The organism is Streptomyces yatensis, assembly GCF_018069625.1.
Lineage (GTDB): Bacteria > Actinomycetota > Actinomycetes > Streptomycetales > Streptomycetaceae > Streptomyces > Streptomyces yatensis.
In genome coordinates, this window is the sequence record NZ_CP072941.1 from 7,797,707 (window position 1) to 7,815,946 (window position 18,240).

At 72.5% G+C, this 18,240-nt stretch carries 15 protein-coding genes; 12 read left to right on the forward strand and 3 right to left on the reverse strand.

The window, feature by feature from the left end; all coding sequences use genetic code 11:
- Positions 1-50: 50 nt before the first annotated feature.
- From J8403_RS32545 to J8403_RS32565, 5 genes are all read left to right on the forward strand, one after another.
- Positions 51-1,178 (forward strand): alpha/beta hydrolase, encoded by a 1,128-nt coding sequence (locus tag J8403_RS32545; RefSeq protein ID WP_211126279.1) that lies wholly within the window; start codon positions 51-53, stop codon positions 1,176-1,178.
- A gap of 156 nt (positions 1,179-1,334) precedes the next feature.
- A complete protein-coding gene (locus tag J8403_RS32550; RefSeq protein ID WP_246586092.1) occupies positions 1,335-2,813 on the forward strand; it encodes a hypothetical protein in 1,479 nt (492 codons plus the stop codon).
- A 233-nt stretch (positions 2,814-3,046) separates the two neighbouring features.
- Entirely contained in the window at positions 3,047-4,645 is a 1,599-nt protein-coding gene (locus tag J8403_RS32555; RefSeq protein ID WP_211126280.1) for an ABC-F family ATP-binding cassette domain-containing protein, read from the forward strand.
- A gap of 402 nt (positions 4,646-5,047) precedes the next feature.
- On the forward strand, positions 5,048-5,269 hold the full coding sequence (locus tag J8403_RS32560; RefSeq protein WP_014059784.1) for a helix-turn-helix domain-containing protein: 222 nt from the start codon (positions 5,048-5,050) through the stop codon (positions 5,267-5,269).
- A 125-nt stretch (positions 5,270-5,394) separates the two neighbouring features.
- On the forward strand, positions 5,395-6,174 hold the full coding sequence (locus J8403_RS32565; protein ID WP_211126281.1) for an enoyl-CoA hydratase/isomerase family protein: 780 nt from the start codon (positions 5,395-5,397) through the stop codon (positions 6,172-6,174).
- A gap of 87 nt (positions 6,175-6,261) precedes the next feature.
- Here the strand turns inward: J8403_RS32565 and J8403_RS32570 are convergent, their stop codons facing one another.
- The gene (locus J8403_RS32570; protein WP_211126282.1) at positions 6,262-8,133 is read right to left on the reverse strand and encodes a SpoIIE family protein phosphatase; all 1,872 of its coding nucleotides are present in this window, start codon (positions 8,131-8,133) and stop codon (positions 6,262-6,264) included.
- Between the two features lie 93 nt (positions 8,134-8,226).
- Here J8403_RS32570 and J8403_RS32575 point away from each other — a divergent pair, with 93 nt between their 5' ends.
- Positions 8,227-12,687, forward strand: a complete 4,461-nt coding sequence (locus J8403_RS32575; protein ID WP_211126283.1) for a HAMP domain-containing protein — start codon at positions 8,227-8,229, stop codon at positions 12,685-12,687.
- On the forward strand, positions 12,687-13,178 hold the full coding sequence (locus tag J8403_RS32580) for a response regulator (protein ID WP_211126284.1): 492 nt from the start codon (positions 12,687-12,689) through the stop codon (positions 13,176-13,178). The genes J8403_RS32575 and J8403_RS32580 overlap by 1 nt, the downstream gene beginning before the upstream one ends.
- A gap of 47 nt (positions 13,179-13,225) precedes the next feature.
- On the opposite strand, the gene J8403_RS32585 is transcribed toward J8403_RS32580, so the two are convergent.
- The gene (locus J8403_RS32585; protein ID WP_211126285.1) at positions 13,226-13,954 is read right to left on the reverse strand and encodes a nucleopolyhedrovirus P10 family protein; all 729 of its coding nucleotides are present in this window, start codon (positions 13,952-13,954) and stop codon (positions 13,226-13,228) included.
- 190 nt (positions 13,955-14,144) lie between these two features.
- On the opposite strand from J8403_RS32585, the gene J8403_RS32590 reads away from it, so the two are divergent.
- The 5 genes from J8403_RS32590 (at position 14,145) to amaP (ending at position 16,756) form a co-directional block, all read left to right on the forward strand.
- Positions 14,145-14,663: an Asp23/Gls24 family envelope stress response protein gene (locus J8403_RS32590; RefSeq protein WP_211126286.1), complete on the forward strand. Its 519-nt coding sequence runs from the start codon at positions 14,145-14,147 to the stop codon at positions 14,661-14,663.
- A 41-nt stretch (positions 14,664-14,704) separates the two neighbouring features.
- Positions 14,705-14,899, forward strand: a complete 195-nt coding sequence (locus J8403_RS32595) for a hypothetical protein (protein WP_211126287.1) — start codon at positions 14,705-14,707, stop codon at positions 14,897-14,899.
- A gap of 117 nt (positions 14,900-15,016) precedes the next feature.
- Complete coding sequence (locus J8403_RS43910) at positions 15,017-15,478, forward strand: hypothetical protein (protein WP_246586093.1); 462 nt, start codon at positions 15,017-15,019, stop codon at positions 15,476-15,478.
- The gene (locus J8403_RS32600; protein ID WP_246586094.1) at positions 15,475-16,194 is read left to right on the forward strand and encodes a DUF6286 domain-containing protein; all 720 of its coding nucleotides are present in this window, start codon (positions 15,475-15,477) and stop codon (positions 16,192-16,194) included. Before J8403_RS43910 ends, J8403_RS32600 begins: the two co-directional genes overlap by 4 nt.
- Before the next feature lie 7 nt (positions 16,195-16,201).
- Entirely contained in the window at positions 16,202-16,756 is a 555-nt protein-coding gene (amaP, locus tag J8403_RS32605) for an alkaline shock response membrane anchor protein AmaP (protein WP_211126288.1), read from the forward strand.
- A 725-nt stretch (positions 16,757-17,481) separates the two neighbouring features.
- Here the strand turns inward: amaP and J8403_RS32610 are convergent.
- Positions 17,482-18,237, reverse strand: coding sequence for an SDR family oxidoreductase (locus tag J8403_RS32610; protein ID WP_211126289.1), 756 nt, complete (start codon positions 18,235-18,237; stop codon positions 17,482-17,484).
- Between the last annotated feature and the right edge of the window lie 3 nt (positions 18,238-18,240).

Below are 18,240 nucleotides of genomic sequence, written 5' to 3' on the forward strand. Positions count from 1 at the left end.
CCGGGTACGCCCGCTGGCCGCGGGCCGCCTTCCCACCGACACTGGGAGGGATGCGCCTGCGGACAACGGCGGCCGCGGCCGCCACCACCTTGCTGGGTGCCGGCGTGGCCGCGGTGGCGGCCGGCCGGTACGCCACCGACGCTGCGCTGAAACCGGCCCCCGACCGTCCGCTGCCGAACGAGCCCCCGCTCACCGTGCACGCGACCGCGGCCGGCCAGATCACCCTGACCCGCTCGCTCGCCTCGCTGCGCCCCGGCGTCTACGGCCTCGCCGGCCGCTCCTGCCACGCCGTCGTCGGCCCCGTCATCGAGGACGCCCCGCACCCCGCCGACTGCGTGGTGCGCCGCCTGGAGCGGGTCACCCACGGCGACCTCACCCCCGGCACCCGGGTGCGGCTGACCCCCCAGGTGTACATCGGCAATCCCCGGGACGCGCTCGGCATCGAGCACGCCGACGTCGACGTGCCCGGCGAACTCGGCCCGCTGCCCGCCTGGTTCGTCCCCGGCGAACGCTCCACATGGGTGATCACCACCCATGGCCTCGGCACCACCCGTGAGCACCCTATGGTCGTCATGCCCTTCCTGCGGCGGCTGCGGGTGCCGGTGCTCGACCTCGCCTACCGCGGGGACCCCGGCGCCCCCCGGCCCAAGGACGGCATATCCCACCTGGGCGACACCGAATGGCGCGACCTGGACGCGGCCCTCCGCTACGCGGTGGGGTACGGGGCGACCGGGATCGTGCTCCACGGCTGGTCCGTCGGCGCCACGATGGCCCTTCACGCCGCCGCGAACTCCGCGCTGCGCCACCGCGTCCTCGGCCTCGTCCTGGACTCCCCGGTGCTCGACTGGCAGGCCACCCTGCGCGCCCTCGCCGCGGCCCGCGGCATCCCCGCGCCGCTGCTCCCGCTCGCCCTGCGGGCCGCCGAGGGGCGCACCGGGCTCCATGACAGCGTGCTTCCGGAGGTGGCCGATCCCGAGCGGTTGTCGGTGCCCACGCTCGTCGCCCACGGCCCCGACGACACCCTCGCGCCCTGGCACGTCTCGCGCGAATTCGCCGACCGCAGACGCGACCTGGTCACCCTTCACACGGTGCGGCGGGCCCCGCACGCGGCCATGTGGAACGCGGACCCCAAGGCGTACGAGGAGGCTCTGCGGCGCTTTCTGGTACCGCTCCTGTAGCGCCCGTAAGACGATCGCGGAAGCGCGTGCGAGACGGCGCGGGAAGCGTTCGCGGGGCGGTGGCGCGAGCGTCCGCAAGATGGCGCGAACCGTTCGCGGCGACCGCCGGACGGGTGCCGATTGGGCTTTCGGGCCGTCAACGGCGAGACTGCTTCCGTGACGTCCCGTACTCCGCGCGACTCCCGGCTCCGACTCGTCCGCAACCGGCCGATGGCCACCGCCCGCCGGCCCGCGGTGAACCGCGGCTCAAGACCGGCGCCCCGCCCGCCGGAGGGCACTCCGCCCCCGGCGGAGCTGGCCCGGCGGGCCAGGGCGGGGCTCACCGGGGCCGTGGCGATCGCCCACTGGGCCGCGGCCGAGCACGGCGCCCCCGGCGCGCTGTCCGACGAGGCCGCCGCCCGCGCGGCCGCCGCGCTCGGGCTGAGCGAGCCGGAGGTGCGGAGGGACTGGGACCGCGCCCGCCTCATCGGGCTCATCGAGCACCACGCGGGCACCACCCGCCCCGGCTGGCGGCTGCAGGCGTGGGACCGGGACGACAGCGCCGTGCTGCGGGGCTGGGTCGCGCTCCTCGACGCATGGTCCCTGGCCTGCCCCGCCCCGGCGGCGGCCGAGCCGACGGCGGTCGCGGAGGTCGTCGAGGCCGTACCGCAACTGCTCTCGCTGCTGCAGCTCTCGGCCGGCCCCATGCAGATCTCCGCCCTGCTGGACATGCTCCGGCAGCGGGTCGCCGAGCTGCGCACCGAGCGGTGCGAGGTCCCCCAGGACGCCGCGGAGCTCCAGGACGCCACGGAGCCCCAGGAGACCGCGCAGCGCGCCGGGAGCCCCGACGACGCCGAGGACACCGCCACCCTGGAGGGGCTGCTCGACTGGGTCCTGGACGCCCTCTCGTCCGTCGGGGCACTGACGGTGCGGGAGGAGCCCCAGGAGGGGCCGGACGGGCCGGAGAGTGCCGGGAGCGCGGCCGAGGAGGCCAAGGGCGACAGCCGGGAGGCCGAGCTGTCCGCGCTCGGCAGCTGGGCGGTGTGGGTCAAGCTGGAGCAGATCTGCGTCGCGGCCCAGAGCCCGGCCGGGAACATCGAGCAGCCCGCCCCCGACATGCTGCGCGGCTGTGCGGGCCTGACCCCGGGCCCCGCCCGCGCCGAGTACCGGGCCTGGCTGGCCGCCCGCCCCGTCGGCAGCGCCGTCACCGAGCTGATCGAGGCGGCGCGCGGCGACGACGCGCTGCTGCGCGGGCTCGCCTTCGAGGCGCTGCGCGTCGTCGGGGCGCCCGCCGAGCCCGCCGTACGGGCCGTCGTCGGCGAATCGTGCCTGCGGCCGTACGCGCTTCTGTGGCTCGCCGAGCACGAGGGCGCCGACCCGGACGAGGCACTGGACGCGCTCACCCGCGAGGAGGCCACCTGGCTGTGGGTGGACACCGCCGCGGCCATCTCCGACCACGGCGAGAGCCCGCTGCTCGTCCGCCACCTGGAGTCCGCCGTGCAGGGCACCGTGCCCGCGCTGCTGGAGGAGGTACGGGCCGTGGGACACCCCCGCACCGTGCAGGTCCTGGTGGCGCTGGCCGCCGCCCACCCCGATCCGGCCCTGGCCAAGGCGGTGCGCCGGGCGGCCTTCCAGGTGCACACCGGCGGGGCCTGACGGGTTCACACGGGCCGGGCCCGAGGGGGAGCGGCCGCGGGGGAGAGGAGAGCGGCCGCGGGGGGAGACCATGGGGGAAGGCCGTAAGGTCGCGGCGAGGGCCGTAAGGCCGGGGGAAAACGACTTGCCCGCACCGCTAAACTAGCCGCATGGCAATTCTCCTCGTGCATTAGACGGCGTCGGCCGCTCTCGTCCGTCCCGTCCGCCGTCCACCCTGCCCAGGAGTAATTCCCGTGATCACCGCCTCCGGCGTCGAGCTGCGTGCCGGCGCTCGCGTCCTCATCGAGTCCGCTTCCTTCCGCATCGCCAAGGGCGACCGCATCGGCCTGGTCGGCCGCAACGGCGCGGGCAAGACCACGCTCACCAAGTGTCTGGCCGGTGAGGGCATCCCCACCGCCGGCACCATCACCCGCTCCGGTCAGGTCGGCTACCTCCCGCAGGACCCGCGCACCGGCGATCTCGACGTGCTCGCCCGCGACCGCATCCTCTCGGCCCGCGACCTGGACTCCGTGCTCCGCAAGATGCGCGAGAACGAGGACCGGATGGCCAACGGCAAGGGCGCCACCCGCGAGCGCGCGATGAGGAAGTACGAGCGCCTGGAGACCGAGTTCCTCACCAAGGGCGGATACGCCGCCGAGGCGGAGGCCGCGACCTTCGCCGCCAGCCTCGGCCTGCCCGACCGGGTGCTCGGCCAGCCGCTCCATACGCTCTCCGGCGGTCAGCGGCGCCGGGTCGAGCTGGCCCGGATCCTCTTCTCGGACTCCGACATCATGCTGCTGGACGAGCCCACCAACCACCTCGACGCCGACTCGATCACCTGGCTGCGGGACTACCTCAAGACCTACAGCGGCGGCTTCATCGTGATCTCCCACGATGTCGACCTCGTCGAGACGGTCGTCAACAAGGTCTTCTACCTGGACGCCAACCGCTCGGTGATCGACATCTACAACATGGGCTGGAAGCTCTACCAGGCCCAGCGCGAGGCGGACGAGAAGCGCCGCAAGCGCGAGCGCGCCAACGCCGAGAAGAAGGCCGCGGCGCTCAACTCGCAGGCCGACAAGATGCGCGCCAAGGCGACCAAGACCGTGGCCGCGCAGAACATGGCCCGGCGCGCCGAGCGGCTGCTGGCCGGGCTGGACGAGGTCCGGCAGAGCGACAAGGTCGCCAAGCTCCGCTTCCCCGACCCGGCCCCGTGCGGCAAGACCCCGCTGACCGCCGAGGGGCTGTCGAAGTCGTACGGCTCGCTGGAGATCTTCACCGATGTGAACCTGGCCGTCGACAAGGGCTCCCGGGTCGTCATCCTGGGGCTGAACGGCGCCGGTAAGACGACCCTGCTGCGGCTGCTGGCCGGGGTCGAGAAGCCCGACACCGGACAGGTCACCCCCGGCCACGGGCTGAAGCTGGGCTACTACGCGCAGGAGCACGAGACGCTCGACCCGGACCGCACCGTCCTGGAGAACATGCGCTCCGCCGCCCCGGATCTCGACCTGGTCGACATCCGTAAGACGCTCGGCTCGTTCCTGTTCTCCGGCGACGACGTGGACAAGCCGGCCGGAGTGCTCTCCGGCGGTGAGAAGACCCGGCTCGCGCTGGCCACCCTGGTGGTCTCCTCGGCCAATGTGCTGCTGCTGGACGAGCCCACCAACAACCTCGACCCGGCCAGCCGCGAGGAGATCCTCGGCGCGCTGCGCACCTTCGCCGGTGCGGTGGTGCTGGTGACCCACGACGAGGGCGCCGTCGACGCGCTGCAGCCGGAGCGGATCATTCTGCTTCCGGACGGTGTCGAGGACCTGTGGGGCGAGGCCTACGCGGATCTCGTCGCGCTCGCCTGACGAGGGCCGATGGCGGCGCCGGGGCGGTGTGCCGCCCGGCGCCCCAAGAGTCCGGTTCCTCCGCTCCGACGCCCTTCTCATAGATCATTCGGCCTAGGCGTGATCCATCATCTGAGTGAGAGCGGCTGGTATCGCGGCGCGTCGCGGGCCACCGGCGCACGCGACGTGCCGTGCGCCGGTCCGGACCACTGCGACGTTGCTCACGTATGCCCTGACCTGCCTCTTCGCCAATGAACACGAAAGAGTGTCAGGTTGAACAGCGCCGGAATCCTTGATTCCGAAGGCCGTCGCGCCGCGATCTCCCGCAATCCTTCATCCACAGACCTTGCCGAATGGGTGGCCAGGAAGCTCTGTAGGGGTGATCATGAGAGTCCAGAGCGCACTTCCCATGAGGAGGCACGGGTGGCCGAGACTCTGAAGAAGGGCAGCCGGGTGACCGGCGCCGCGCGCGAAAAGCTCGCGGCAGACCTGAAGAAGAAGTACGACTCCGGGGCGAGCATCCGGGCGCTGGCCGAGGAGACCGGCCGTTCCTATGGATTCGTTCACCGGATGCTCAGTGAATCCGGAGTTTCCCTACGGGGACGCGGCGGCGCGACGCGAGGCAAGAAGGCCGCCACGGCCTGATCGCACGCGCTGTGTTCCGTCATCATCAGCAGGTATGGACAGGGGTGCCACCCGGCTGATCGTCGGTTCGGCCGGGTGGTTACTGTGCAGTCACTTGTACTGACCGCACTCGACCGGAGGCCCCTGTGACCCTGCTCGACAAGGACGGCGTTCAGCTCACCGTCGATGACACGGTCGCCACGGTGACCCTGACCAACCCGGCGAAGCGCAACGCCCAGTCGCCCGCCTTGTGGCGGGCGCTGGCCGAGGCGGGGAAGCTGGTGCCGGGCACCGTGCGCATCGTGGTGCTGCGCGCCGAGGGCAAGTCCTTCTCGGCGGGCCTGGACCGCCAGGCCTTCACGCCCGAGGGGTTCGACGGTGAGCCGTCGTTCCTCGAGCTGGGGCGCGGCTCCGACAGCGAACTGGACGCCGCCATTGCCGGGTACCAGGAGGCGTTCACCTGGTGGCGGCGGAACGACATCGTGTCGATCGCCGCCGTCCAGGGGCATGCCATCGGGGCCGGTTTCCAGCTCGCGCTCGCCTGTGATCTGCGGGTCTGCGCGGAGGACGCACAGTTCGCCATGCGCGAGACCAGCCTCGGGCTGGTGCCGGACCTCACCGGCACCCATCCGCTGGTCGGGCTCGTGGGATACGCCCGGGCGCTGGAGATCTGCGCGACCGGGCGCATCGTCCATGCCGAGGAGGCCGTGCGGACCGGGCTCGCCAATCTCGTGGTGCCCGCCGCCGAGCTCGACGGCGCGGTCCAGGACCTGGCGGCGGCCCTTCTCGCCGCGCCCCGCGATGCCGTGATCGAGACCAAGGCGCTGCTGCGGGGGGCCGTGGAGCGCACCTACGAGGACCAGCGCGTCGCCGAGCGCGCCGCCCAGGCCCGCCGGCTCCGTGACCTGGCGGGGCTGACGGACTAGACGCTTCCGCCGCTCCCGGTGGGGCCCCCCGCGCCGTGACCGAATCAGCGCCGTCACGGCGTACGCGCCGTCACGGCGTACGCGCCGTCACGGCACCCGCGGCGGCTCCACCGTCGGCACCGCCTCCAGCACCAGCACCGCGAGGTCGTCGTCGATCGGCTCGGGGCTGAAGTCATACGTGGCGCGCCGCACCCGCTCCGCGACCGCCTTGGCACCGAGCCCGACGCAGTCCCGCAGGATGTCCGAGAGGCCGTCGTCGTCATCGAGCTGACGGACGCCGTTGCGCCGCTCGGTGACCCCGTCGGTGACGCACAGCAGCGTCTCGCCGGGTGCCAGGTCCAGCGTGTCGGCGTGGAAGTCCGGGTTCTCGTCGATGCCGAGCAGCATCTGGGGGCTGGCGGCGGGCGCCACCGTACCGTCGATGGTCAGCCGCAGCGGCAGCGGATGGCCGGCGCTCGCCAGGGTGCAGCGGGCGCTGCCCTCATCCGGGTCGGGCTCCAGCTCCCCGTAGAGCAGGCTCAGGAAGCGCGGCCGGGACTGCTCGCCGTCGATCTCCGTCGCCTCCGCCTCCTCCTCCACCAGCGCCTGGTTCAGCCGGTTGAGCACCGACTCGACGCCATGGCCCTCACGGGCCAGCAGCCGGACCAGATGGCGGGCCAGCCCCGTGACCGACATCGCCTCCGGATCGCTGCCCTGGACATCGCCCAGCAGGAAGCACCAGCGGCGGTCGCCCATGGGGAACAGGTCGTAGAAGTCACCGCCGACGGTCTGTCCCTCGCCGTGCGGCTCGTAGACGATCGCCGTGTCCACGCCCGGGATGTGGGCGAGCGACATGGGCAGCTGCCGGCGCTGCAGTGCCCGGCTGATCGTCGCCTGACGGGTGTACTGCCGGGCCGTGGCCACCGCCTGGGCCACCCGCCGCGCCACGTCCTCCGAGAGCCGCACCACGCCCTCCGCCATCCGCGGCACGCCCGCCCGGCCGATGAGCAGGGCGCCATGGCTGCGGCCGTGTGCGATCAGCGGGAAGCACACCGCCGATCCGCCGTGGCTGTCCGCGATCCCGGGCCAGGGCCAGGAGGTGCCCGCCGAACCGAGCCCGGTGGGTGGCGGATGCCGCTCCAGCGACAGGCGGAGCGCGTCGATACGGTGCTCATCGCTGTGCCAGACGCGGGCGAGCTGCAGCCCGCCGCTCGGGGTGGTCAGCCAGACCGCGCACCAGTCGGCCAGCCGGGGTACCAGAAGCTGCCCGGCGAGGGCGGCGACCATGTTCTCGTCGAGCTGGCCGGTGAGCAGTTCGCTGGCCTCGGCGAGGAAGGACGGCCCACCGCGGTCGATCCAATCGGCGGTCGGATCGCGCTGCTCGCGCGGTGTCACGGGGGCGAGGGTCTCGGCGAACCGCAGCTCACGCCCGAGGGCGCTGGTGGGGACGGCGTCGGACTCGGGCACCGCCCGCTCGGCGTCCAGCCGGAACCAGACCGCCTTACGGGTGCGGTGATAGGTCACGCCCCAGGATTCGGCGAGCGCCCCGATCAGCTGGAGCCCGCGGCCGCGGCCCCGGCGCTGGGTCTCGGGCCCTCCGTAGACGGTGCTGGCGGGGTGGAGGTCCGCCACCTCCACGACGATCCCCGGCCGCCTGGGCGCGTCGGCCGGGAGGGACGCCTCGTCGGGCTGCCCCACGGGGTCGCCCTCGTCGGCGGGGCCGTCACCGGGCTGGAGCCGGCAGACCACCTCGACCCGGGTGCCCGCGTGCAGAACCGCATTGGTGACCAGCTCGCTCACCAGCAGCACCGCGTCGTCGATCGACCGCTCGTCGAGGGCGACCGGCGCGAACGCCTCCGCGGCGCTCCGTCCCGTCAGTGCCGTACGGACGAAGGTGCGCGCTGCGCCGGGTGCGCGCACGCTTCCGGGCAGCGTTGTCCGTGAGACGGACTCACGCGCGAGAGGAAACAAAGCTCCCACGTGCGGCTCCAGGGCGATATGGGCGGTTTAGGCCATCTAGGTGCCATATTATGACAGACAGGGGGAATTGAATGATCTTTAAGGGACGACGCCATGGCACTCGACCCGATCACGACCGACACTTCCCCGGCACGGCCCGCGGAACGTGCGAATTCCGCTGGGCCGCCCGGCCCGGCGTGCGGTGCGGAGACCGCGTCCGAGCTGCGCTCCCTGCTCGCCGCGATGAACGCACTGTGCGACGGTGACTTCACCGTCCGTGCCGACCCCTCGGCCGAGGGTGTGGTCGGCGAGATGGCCGGGGTCTTCAATCAACTCGTGCTGCGCAACGCGCATCTGGCCGGGGAACTGCAGCGGGTGCGCCGAGAGGTGGTGCGCCAGGGCAGGCTGGACGAGCGGATCACCGCGAGCCCCGGTCAGGGGGCCTGGACGACCAGCGTGGACGCGGCCAATCACCTGCTGGACGCCCTGGTCGGCCCGGTGTCCAACGCCACGCGGGTGCTCGACGCGATCGCGTCGGGCGACCTGACCCAGCGGGTGGATCTGCACGACGGCAACCGCCAGCTCCGCGGCGACCTGCGGCGGCTGGGGCGCGGGGTGAACCGCACGGTGGACCAGCTGTCGCTGTTCACCGGCGAGCTGACCCGGATCGCCCGTGAGGTCGGCACCGAGGGCCGGCTGGGCGGCCGCGCCAAGGTGCAGGGGCTCTCCGGCGACTGGCGCGTCGTGACGGAGGCCGTCAACACCATGGCCTCCCGGCTGACCGCGCAGGTCCGCGACATCGCCGAGGTGACCACGGCGGTCGCCCGCGGTGACCTCACCCGCCAGGTGACCGTCGAGGCCACCGGTGAGCTGCTGGAGCTCAAGCTCACCGTGAACACCATGGTCGACCAGCTCGGGGCGTTCGCCGACGAGGTGACGAGGGTGGCCCGCGAGGTGGGCACCGAGGGTGAGCTGGGCGGCCGGGCCCAGGTCAGGGGCGTATCCGGGGTCTGGAAGGACCTGACGGACAGCGTCAACTTCATGGCGTCCAACCTGACCTCGCAGGTCCGCAATATCGCCCAGGTCACCACGGCCGTCGCCAACGGCGACCTCTCGCAGAAGATCACCGTCGATGCCCGGGGCGAGATCCTGCAGCTCAAGTCGACGATCAACACCATGGTCGACCAGCTCTCCGCATTCGCCGACGAGGTGACGCGGGTGGCCCGCGAGGTGGGCACCGAGGGTGAGCTGGGCGGCCGGGCCCAGGTCAGGGGCGTATCCGGGGTCTGGAAGGACCTTACGGAGAACGTCAACTTCATGGCCGACAACCTGACCTCGCAGGTCCGTAACATCGCCCAGGTCGCCACCGCCGTGGCGGAGGGCGATCTGAGCAAGACGATCACGGTGGAGGCGAAGGGCGAGATCCTGGAGCTGAAGTCGACGATCAACACCATGGTGGACCGGTTGTCGTCCTTCGCCGACGAGGTGACGCGGGTGGCCCGCGAGGTGGGCACCGAGGGCAACCTCGGCGGCCAGGCCCAGGTCCGCGACGTGTCCGGGGTCTGGAAGGACCTTACGGAGAACGTCAACTCCATGGCCCTGAACCTGACCTCCCAGGTCCGCAACATCGCCCAGGTCACCACGGCGGTCGCCAACGGCGATCTGTCGAAGCAGATCACGGTCGATGCCCGGGGCGAGATCCTGGAGCTCAAGGAGACCGTGAACACCATGGTCCAGCAGCTGCGCTCGTTCGCCAACGAGGTCACCCGGGTGGCCCGCGACGTCGGCACCGAGGGCCAGCTGGGCGGCCGGGCCGGAGTGCCGGGCGTCTCCGGGGTCTGGAAAGACCTCACGGACAACGTCAACTTCATGGCGTCCAACCTGACCTCGCAGGTCCGCAACATCGCCCAGGTCGCCACCGCGGTGGCCGAGGGCGATCTGAGCAAGAAGATCGACGTGGACGCGCGCGGCGAGATCCTCGAGCTGAAGACCACCATCAACACCATGGTCGACACGCTCTCCTCGTTCTCCGACGAGGTGACGCGGGTGGCCCGCGAGGTCGGCAGCGAGGGCCGGCTGGGGGGCCAGGCCCGGGTCGAGGGTGTCTACGGCACCTGGAAGCGGCTGACCACCGGCGTCAATGAGCTCGCCCTCAACCTGACCACCCAGGTGCGCGCGATCGCCGAGGTCGCCTCCGCCGTCGCCCAGGGCGATATGTCCGGGTCCATCTCGGTCGAGGCGCAGGGCGAGGTCGCCGAGCTGAAGAACAACGTCAATCTGATGGTCGCCAACCTCCGCGAGACCACCCGCGCCAAGGACTGGCTGGAGTCCAACCTGGCCCGTATCGCCGCCCTGATGCAGGGCCACCGCGATCTGGTCGAGGTCGCCGACCTGATCCTGAGCGAGCTGACCCCGCTGGTCAACGCGCAGTTCGGGGCCTTCTTCCTCAGCGCGGCCGGTGCCAGGCCCGGTGAGGGACTCGAGCTCATCGCCGGATACGGCACCGATCAGGACGCGGTCGGGGGCGACGGCCAGACACCGCGCACCGGCCCCCCGGGCCGCGGGCTGGTCGCCCAGGCGGCGGTCGGGAAGAAGCGGATCCTCATCAACGACGTCCCGCCCGACTACCTCGCCATCAACTCCGGGCTGGGCTCGGCGCTCCCGGCCAGCGTGGTGATCCTGCCGATCCTCTACGAGGACCAGGTGCTGGGAGTGATCGAGCTGGCCTCGTTCAGCCGGTTCAGCGAGGTCCACCTGGCCTTCGTCGACCAGTTCGTCAACACCATCGGCGTCTCGATCAACACCATCATCGCCAACGCCCGCACCGAGTCGCTGCTCTCCGAGTCCCAGCGGCTCACCACCGAGCTGCGCCAGCGCTCGAACGAGTTGCAGCGCTCCAACGCGGAGCTGGAGGAGAAGGCCGCGCTGCTGGCGACCGCCTCCCAGTACAAGTCCGAGTTCCTGGCCAATATGTCGCATGAGCTGCGCACCCCGCTGAACTCGCTGCTCATCCTGGCCCGGCTGCTCGCCGACAACCCCGAAGGGCGGCTGTCCGGCCAGGAGGTGCAGTTCGCCGCCACCATCCACCGCTCCGGCTCCGATCTGCTCCAGCTGATCAACGACATCCTGGATCTGTCGAAGATCGAGGCGGGCCGGATGGACGTCCGTCCGAAGAAGCTGCCGCTGGTCAAGATCCTGGACTATGTGAACGCCACGTTCCGGCCGCTGGCCGTCGACCGCGGGCTGTCGTTCGAGATCGCGGTGGGCGAGGACGTACCGCGCGAGATGTTCTCCGATGAACAGCGGCTCCAGCAGATTCTGCGCAACCTGCTCTCCAACGCCCTGAAGTTCACCTCCTCGGGCGGAGTGACGCTGCGCGTCGAGCGCACCCCGGGAGCGGAGTTCGAGGAGGAGGCGCTGCGGTCCGCGGACGCCGTGATCGCCTTCGCCGTCTCCGACACCGGTATCGGCATCCCGCCGGAGAAGCTGCCGGTGATCTTCGAGGCGTTCCAGCAGTCCGACGGCACGACCAGCCGCAAGTACGGCGGCACCGGCCTCGGCCTGTCCATCAGCCGGGAGATCGCCGGAATGCTCGGCGGCCGGATCGTGGCCGAGAGCGAACTGGGCGTCGGCTCCCGCTTCACCCTCTACGTCCCCGTGCACTACAGCGGCGTCGCTCCGGTGCCCGACCCCTCGGACCCCAGGGCCACCGGCTCCACCGTCCCGGCGGTGGCCCCCGCCCCGGACGAGACGCTGCCGGACACCACCGACCACGCCCCGAGCGGGGTCTTCGGCGAGGCGGACAGCCTGGTCGCCGCCCCGGCCCCGAGCGGCGGGGACGGGACCGAGGTCGGAGACGAGGCCAGGGACCACGACGACGGCTGGCCGGGCGCCACCCAGCTCAAGGAGTGGCAGCGCGGACGCCCCGGCCGGGTGCTGGACGGCCGCCGCATCCTGATCGTCGACGACGACATACGGAACGTCTTCGCGCTCACCCATGTGCTGGGCCGGGTCGGCATGACGGTGAAGTACGCGGAGAACGGCCGCGAGGGGCTGGAGGTGCTCCATCGCAATCCCGATGTCTCGCTGGTCCTGATGGACGTGATGATGCCCGAGATGGATGGGTACGAGACGATCCGGGCCATTCGGAGCACACCGCGGCTCGCCGATGTGCCGATCCTCGCCCTGACCGCGAAGGTCATGCCCGGCGACCGGGAGAAGGCCATCGACAGCGGTGCGAACGGCTATGTCCCCAAGCCGGTGGACGTCGACCGGCTGATGTCGGCGATCATCGAGCTGCTCGATCCGGTGGAGGAGGCGGGGAGCGAGGACGGCGACGCCGCCGCTTCCGGTGGTGACCCTGCCGTGGTTGGTGGTGACGCTGCCGCGTCCGGTGGTGACCCTGCCGTGGGTGGCGATGACGCCGTCACGTCTGGTGGTGACGCCTTTGACGATGCGTCGCTCGGTGTGCTGGGCGGTGTCGACGACGGCCCTGGGGAGGACGGTGAGGGCGCCGGCCGGGACGGGAGCGCGCCCGACGAGACCGGTCCGCCGAGGCCGAGGCAGGGGGAATGATGACGACCGCATGCGAGAAGGCCGGAATCCTCATCGTCGACGACATGGAAGAGAACCTGATCGCGCTGGAGGCCGTCCTCGGCCCGCTCGAGCAGGAGCTCGTCCGCGCTCGCTCCGGCGAGGAGGCGCTGAAGGCGATGCTGCGGCAGGACTTCGCCGTCGTTCTGCTCGATGTGCTGATGCCGGGCATGGACGGCTTCGAGACCGCCGCCAACATCAAGCGGCTCGACCAGACCAAGGACGTCCCGATCATCCTGCTGACGGGGACCGACGCCGACTCCGACTACGCCTACCGGGGCTATGCGATCGGCGCCGCCGACTTCCTCACCAAACCCTTCGATCCCTGGCTGCTGCGGACGAAGGTCAATGTGTTCCTGGAGATGCACCGCAAGAGCTGCCGGCTCGAGGCGCGGACCGAGCAGCTGGCCGACCGGGTCGCGGAGCTGGAGCGCACGGTCGAGGGGCTGCGGAAGTACGGCGCGGAGAGGTGATCGGGCCGGGGCGGCCGACGGCGACGGTTGACCGGCCCGGCTTGTGGTCAGTCCACGGCGGTGACCAGGACGGCCACGGTGGGCGGCTGGTCCCCCGGGGCCGGGACGGGGACGGCCTGTGCCACCGCCGTTCGCACAGCCCGTGCCACGTCCACGGCGCGGTGATCCGCCGCCACGGCCAGTTCGATCCGGATGTGCGCACCCTCGATCCGCACGGGCCGGGGCGATCCCAGCACCGGTGCGAGCCGGGCGACGCCGGGGACGGAGGCGGCGGCGCGGGCGGCGGTCGCGGTGGGGTCCGGGTCGGGGCGTTCGACCGGCGTCGGCCGTGGTGGTGGGGATTGGCGGGGGCGCGGGGCCGCGAGGGGCGGGGGCGGGAGTTCGTCCAGTACGTCCGTCACCCGTACGTCCACCGCCTCCACCAGGAGGCCCAGCCGGTCCCTCGCCGCGTCGAGGAGTACGTCGCGCAGCCGGTCCGCCGTCACCGGAAGCGGTTCCTCCAGCGTCGCCCCGCACTCCGCCGCGATGCGCAGCGTCCCCGGCGGCAGCGCGCTCGGCGGGGGCGGTACCGCGGGCGTCGCGTGGGTGTCGGGGTCGGCGGGCGCGATCCGAAGCGCTCCCAGGTGTGCGCCGGGGATTTCGTCGGCGGCCCGCCGGAGCACCTCGCCGGCCGCGTGTTCGGTGATCCAGGAGCCGTCCTCCCGCTCACCCAGGGGCAGCAGCCGTCCGAGCAGAAGCTGCTCCCTTACGGTCTGCGCGAGCCGGTCTGTGACCACCGTGCCACCCCTTGGCGCCGGACGGGACCGAGCCCTACTGGTCTCGGCCTGCCGTGTGCTCACAGCCTGCCGTATCCATCGCGCGAGTGCCGCATCTCCGAGGCGGTTCGGGGAAGGCCCCTTTAAGGTTGGCAGTAGAGCGAGCGGAAACCTCTTCGACCGCTCTTCGCCTCGGAAGGGACGATCGGTGATGTCCGAGACCGCACCACGGAACCGACCCGAGAACCCCGCCGCAGAGCCCGCCGCAGGCGCCCCCAGGACGCTGGGCGCCGGGGGCGGCATCGCCCCGGCCGCCACCGACCGGCCCCGGCGCGGCGGAGGCGACCCCGGCTCGCGGGGGCGCACCACCATCGCCGACGGCGTCGTCGAGAAGATCGCGGGTATGGCGGCCCGCGATGTGGTCGGCGTCCATGCGATGGGCGGCGGTCTCGCGCGCACCTTCGGAGTCGTACGGGACCGGGTGCCCGGCAGCCGGTCGGTGGCCCGTGGGGTGAAGGCGGAGGTGGGAGAGGTACAGACGGCCCTCGACCTGGAGATCGTGGTGGACTACGGCGTCTCCATCGCCGATGTCGCACGGGCCGTGCGGGAGAACGTGATCGCGGCGGTCGAGCGGATGACCGGCCTCGAAGTGGTCGAGGTCAATATCGCGGTCAGCGATGTGAAGTTGCCGGACGAGGAAGAGGAATCGCCGGAGCCGCGGCTCCAGTAGGCCGGCAGTGGTTCCGGTTGGCTCCAGCAGGGGAGCACACGATGAGCATGGCCGTGGTCGGGATGATCGCGGGGATGGCGCTGGCTTTCGCCGGTTACTTCGGTGGTTTCGGGGCCTTTCTGCTGGTGGCGGCGTTGGGCGCCGTCGGGTTTATCGTCGGCCGGTTCCTGGACGGTGATCTGGACCCGGGCGACTTCTTCCGTTCCCGTGGCCGTGATGACGGACGGCCACGGTGAACACTTCGACGCCGACACGCGTGATGACGACGGCAGGCGTGATGACGACGGCAGGGCTCAGGGCGACGGCAGGGGCCATGGCGGCAGTTGAGGCCATGACGACAGTAAGGACGCGCCGTGGTCGAGCCGGGTGAGCGGGGCGCGACGCGGATCGCGGACCGGGTCGTCGCGAAGATCGCCGCGCAGGCGGCGCGGGAGGCGTTGCGGGGCGATGCGGGTGCCGCTGCGGCGGATGTGGCCGACGTGGCGGATGTGGCGGACGTCGTGGGTACCGCGGATGCGGATGCTGCGGATGTTCATGACACGGATGCCGGCCTTACCGATCTCGCCGCCGCGCGCCCGTACGCGGTCGCCGTGGTGCGCGGGGACGTCGCGCGCGTCCGGGTCGCCGTCGAGCTGGGCTATCCCTCGGACATCGGCGCGCACTGCGGTGCGGTGCGTCGTCAGGTGATCGAACGGGTAAGCGAGTTGACGGGCATGGAGGTGCCCGAGGTCGTGGTGACCGTCGAACGGCTGCATGTGCCGCAGTGGGAGCACCCGGAGCGGAGGGTGCGTCGGGGGAGGGACAGGGTGCGATGAACGCCGACCAGAAGATGCGTCAGTCCACCTCGGCGTCGGCGTACGGCGGGCGGGCGGGGAAGGGCGCCGGGGAGGGGGATCCGCCGCCCGGGCGGATCAGGCGCTTCTGGTCCGTGCGGCGGGTACCGGCCGGGATCGTCGCCTTGGTCATCGCCCTCATCAGCGGGCTGCTGCTGTACGACGTGGCGGCCGTGCGCTCGGGTCGGCCCGCCATGCGATGGCGGGAATGGCTCGCCGATGAACTCGCCTCGCGGCCGCTGGACGACGCGTGGGTCATGGGCGGGGCGGCGCTGTTGGCCGCGCTGGGGGTGTGGATGGTGGTCCTCGCGCTGGCGCCGGGGCTGCGTGGGCTGCTCCCGATGCGTCCGCCCGGGGCGGCGCCGGGGGCTGAGGCGGAGTCGGGGAAGGGTGTGGAGGCGGGCGCCGGTGCCGGGGCCGAGGCGGGGGCCGGGGGCGCAGTACGGGCGGGGATCGACCGGGCCTCGGCGGGTCTGGTGCTGCGGGACCGGGCGATGGAGGTGCCCGGAGTGCGGTCCGCCCGCGTGGACGTCGGCCGTCGGCGGGTCAGGGCCCGGGCGCTGGCCCACTTCCGTGATCTCGACGAGGTACGGGCGGATCTGGACGCCGCCCTCCACGAGGGCATCCGGCAACTGGGCCTGGCCCGGCGGCCCGCCCTGTCCGTCCGTGTCCGGCGGTCGGCGAAGTCGAAGGGGTGAGCGCGCCATGCTGAGTGTCGTCAACCGGGTGCTGCTGGGGGTCGTCGGTCTGGTGCTGGCCGGGGTGGGCGCGGTGGTCCTGGCCGGGTGGCCGCCGTTCGACGGGCGGGGTGATGTGCTGCTGAGCCGGGCGGACCGGACGCGGTGGCGGGACGCCGGTTGGTGGTGGCCGGCCGTCATCGGGGCGCTGGCGGTGCTGTTCGTGCTCGCGCTGTGCTGGTTCCTGGCCCAGCTCCGGCGGCGCCGGCTGCAGGAGGTACTGGTGGAGACGGGCGACGGCGAGGGCGCCCTGCTGCGGGGCCGGGCCCTGGAGGCGGCGCTCCTGGCGGACGCGGAGTCCCTGGACGGCGTGGAGCGGGCCCACGTCCTGCTACGAGGCCGACGGACCACGCCGGAGGCGCGGATGGGTCTGGTACTGGAGCCGCGCGCGGAACCGACGCTGACACTGGACGCGCTGCGGGCGGAGGCCCTGGAGCGCGCACGGAGCTCGGCGGGCCTGGACCAACTCCCGGCGGAGGTGCGCCTGCGGGTGGCCCGGCACGGGGCGGAGCGGGCGCGATAGCTCTGCGGATGCCGCGGGGCGGGGTTGCCTTGGGCGTGTGGTGGGTGCGGGGTCCGCTGGGTGCGGTGCGGGTGCGTCGTTGTGGGTGCGTCGTTGTGGGTGTGGGGTGTGGGGTGTGGGTGCCGGGTGCCGGGTGCCGGGTGCGGGTGCGGTGGTGGTTGCTGTGGTGCGCGGTGGGTCCGGTGGTGGGTGCCGGGGGCGGGGCCTCCGGGGCGGCGCCCTGGACCGTATATTTACGGCGCCATTGACCGGGGACGTGGGGTTGGCCGGGGATTGGCGCCACAAATACACGTAAGCGTCCAGAACACCACCCCTCCGACCCCACCCCCTCCCGCCTCGTCGGCGACCGCGCCCCAGTGGCACCGGGCGCCTGCCCGTCCCACGTTCGGTCCGGGGCCGGGTGCGGCCCCGCCCCCTCCTGCCTCGTCCGGCGACCGCGCCCCGGTGGCCACAGGCCGCCTGTCCGGGGCGGAAAATTCAGCCCCTCCGGCGTTTGAGGAGCGGGGTCCGGGGCGGAGCCCCGGCGGGGGTGAGGGGGCGGAGCACCATCTTTCGGGAAGGGGCGGGGTGGGGGCTTTCCGCCGGAGGCGCCCACGGTCCGCACCGGGCGTCCGGCCGGGCCCAGGTCCTAGTCTGGGCGGACGAGAGGCCGGAGCCCCCTCCCGCGCCAGGGAGCCGCACATCGGTGTTGCGCGGGCGGCCGCCGGCCACCCCACCCAAGGCCCTCAGATGTTGTGCAGGGCCCCACCATCCACCGGCAGCATCAGCCCCGTCAGGTACGACGCCGCCGGCGACAGCAGAAACGCGGCGGCCTTGCCGAATTCCTCGGGCGTCCCATACCGCCGCAGCGGAATCGCCGCCGCGTTCCGCTCCCGCGAGGCCTCCGCGTCGCCGGAGAGGGCGTCGAGCTCGCGGACGCGGTCGGTGTCGATGCGGGCCGGGAGGAGGCCCACGACGCGGATGCCGCGGGGGCCGACCTCGAGGGAGAGGGACTTGGCGAAACCGGCGAGGCCGGGTCGCAGGCCGTTGGAGACGGTGAGGCCGGGGATCGGTTCGCGGACGGAGCCGGAGAGGACGAAGCCGATCACGCCGCCGGAGGGCAGCTGCTCGGCGGCCGTACGGGCGAAGCGGACCGCGCCGAGGAAGACGGAGTCGAAGGCGGCCCGCCACTGGGCGTCGGTGATGTCGGCCGTCAGCCCGGCCGGCGGGCCGCCGACGCTGATCAGGACGCCGTCGAAGCCGCCGAAGCGCTCGCGGGCGGTGGCGATGAGCCGGGCCGCGGCCTCGGGGTCGGCGTTGTCGGCGGCGACGCCGACGGCGTTCGGGCCGAGGTCGGCGGCGACGGCGGCCGCCGTATCGGCGTCGCGGCCGGTGATGACGGCCTTCGCACCGTCGGCGATCAGCTCACGGGCGGCGGCCAGGCCCAGCCCGCGGGTGGCTCCGGTGACGATGTACACCCGGTCTTTGAGTCCAAGATCCATGGA

Coding starts and splice junctions, on each gene's coding strand:
- J8403_RS32545 (WP_211126279.1), top strand. CDS start 51: ATGCGCCTGCGGACAACGGCGGCCGCGGCCGCCACCACCTTGCTGGGT.
- J8403_RS32575 (WP_211126283.1), top strand. CDS start 8,227: ATGGCACTCGACCCGATCACGACCGACACTTCCCCGGCACGGCCCGCG.
- J8403_RS32580 (WP_211126284.1), top strand. CDS start 12,687: ATGACGACCGCATGCGAGAAGGCCGGAATCCTCATCGTCGACGACATG.
- J8403_RS32590 (WP_211126286.1), top strand. CDS start 14,145: ATGTCCGAGACCGCACCACGGAACCGACCCGAGAACCCCGCCGCAGAG.
- J8403_RS32595 (WP_211126287.1), top strand. CDS start 14,705: ATGAGCATGGCCGTGGTCGGGATGATCGCGGGGATGGCGCTGGCTTTC.
- J8403_RS32600 (WP_246586094.1), top strand. CDS start 15,475: ATGAACGCCGACCAGAAGATGCGTCAGTCCACCTCGGCGTCGGCGTAC.
- amaP (WP_211126288.1), top strand. CDS start 16,202: ATGCTGAGTGTCGTCAACCGGGTGCTGCTGGGGGTCGTCGGTCTGGTG.
- J8403_RS32610 (WP_211126289.1), bottom strand. CDS start 18,237: ATGGATCTTGGACTCAAAGACCGGGTGTACATCGTCACCGGAGCCACC.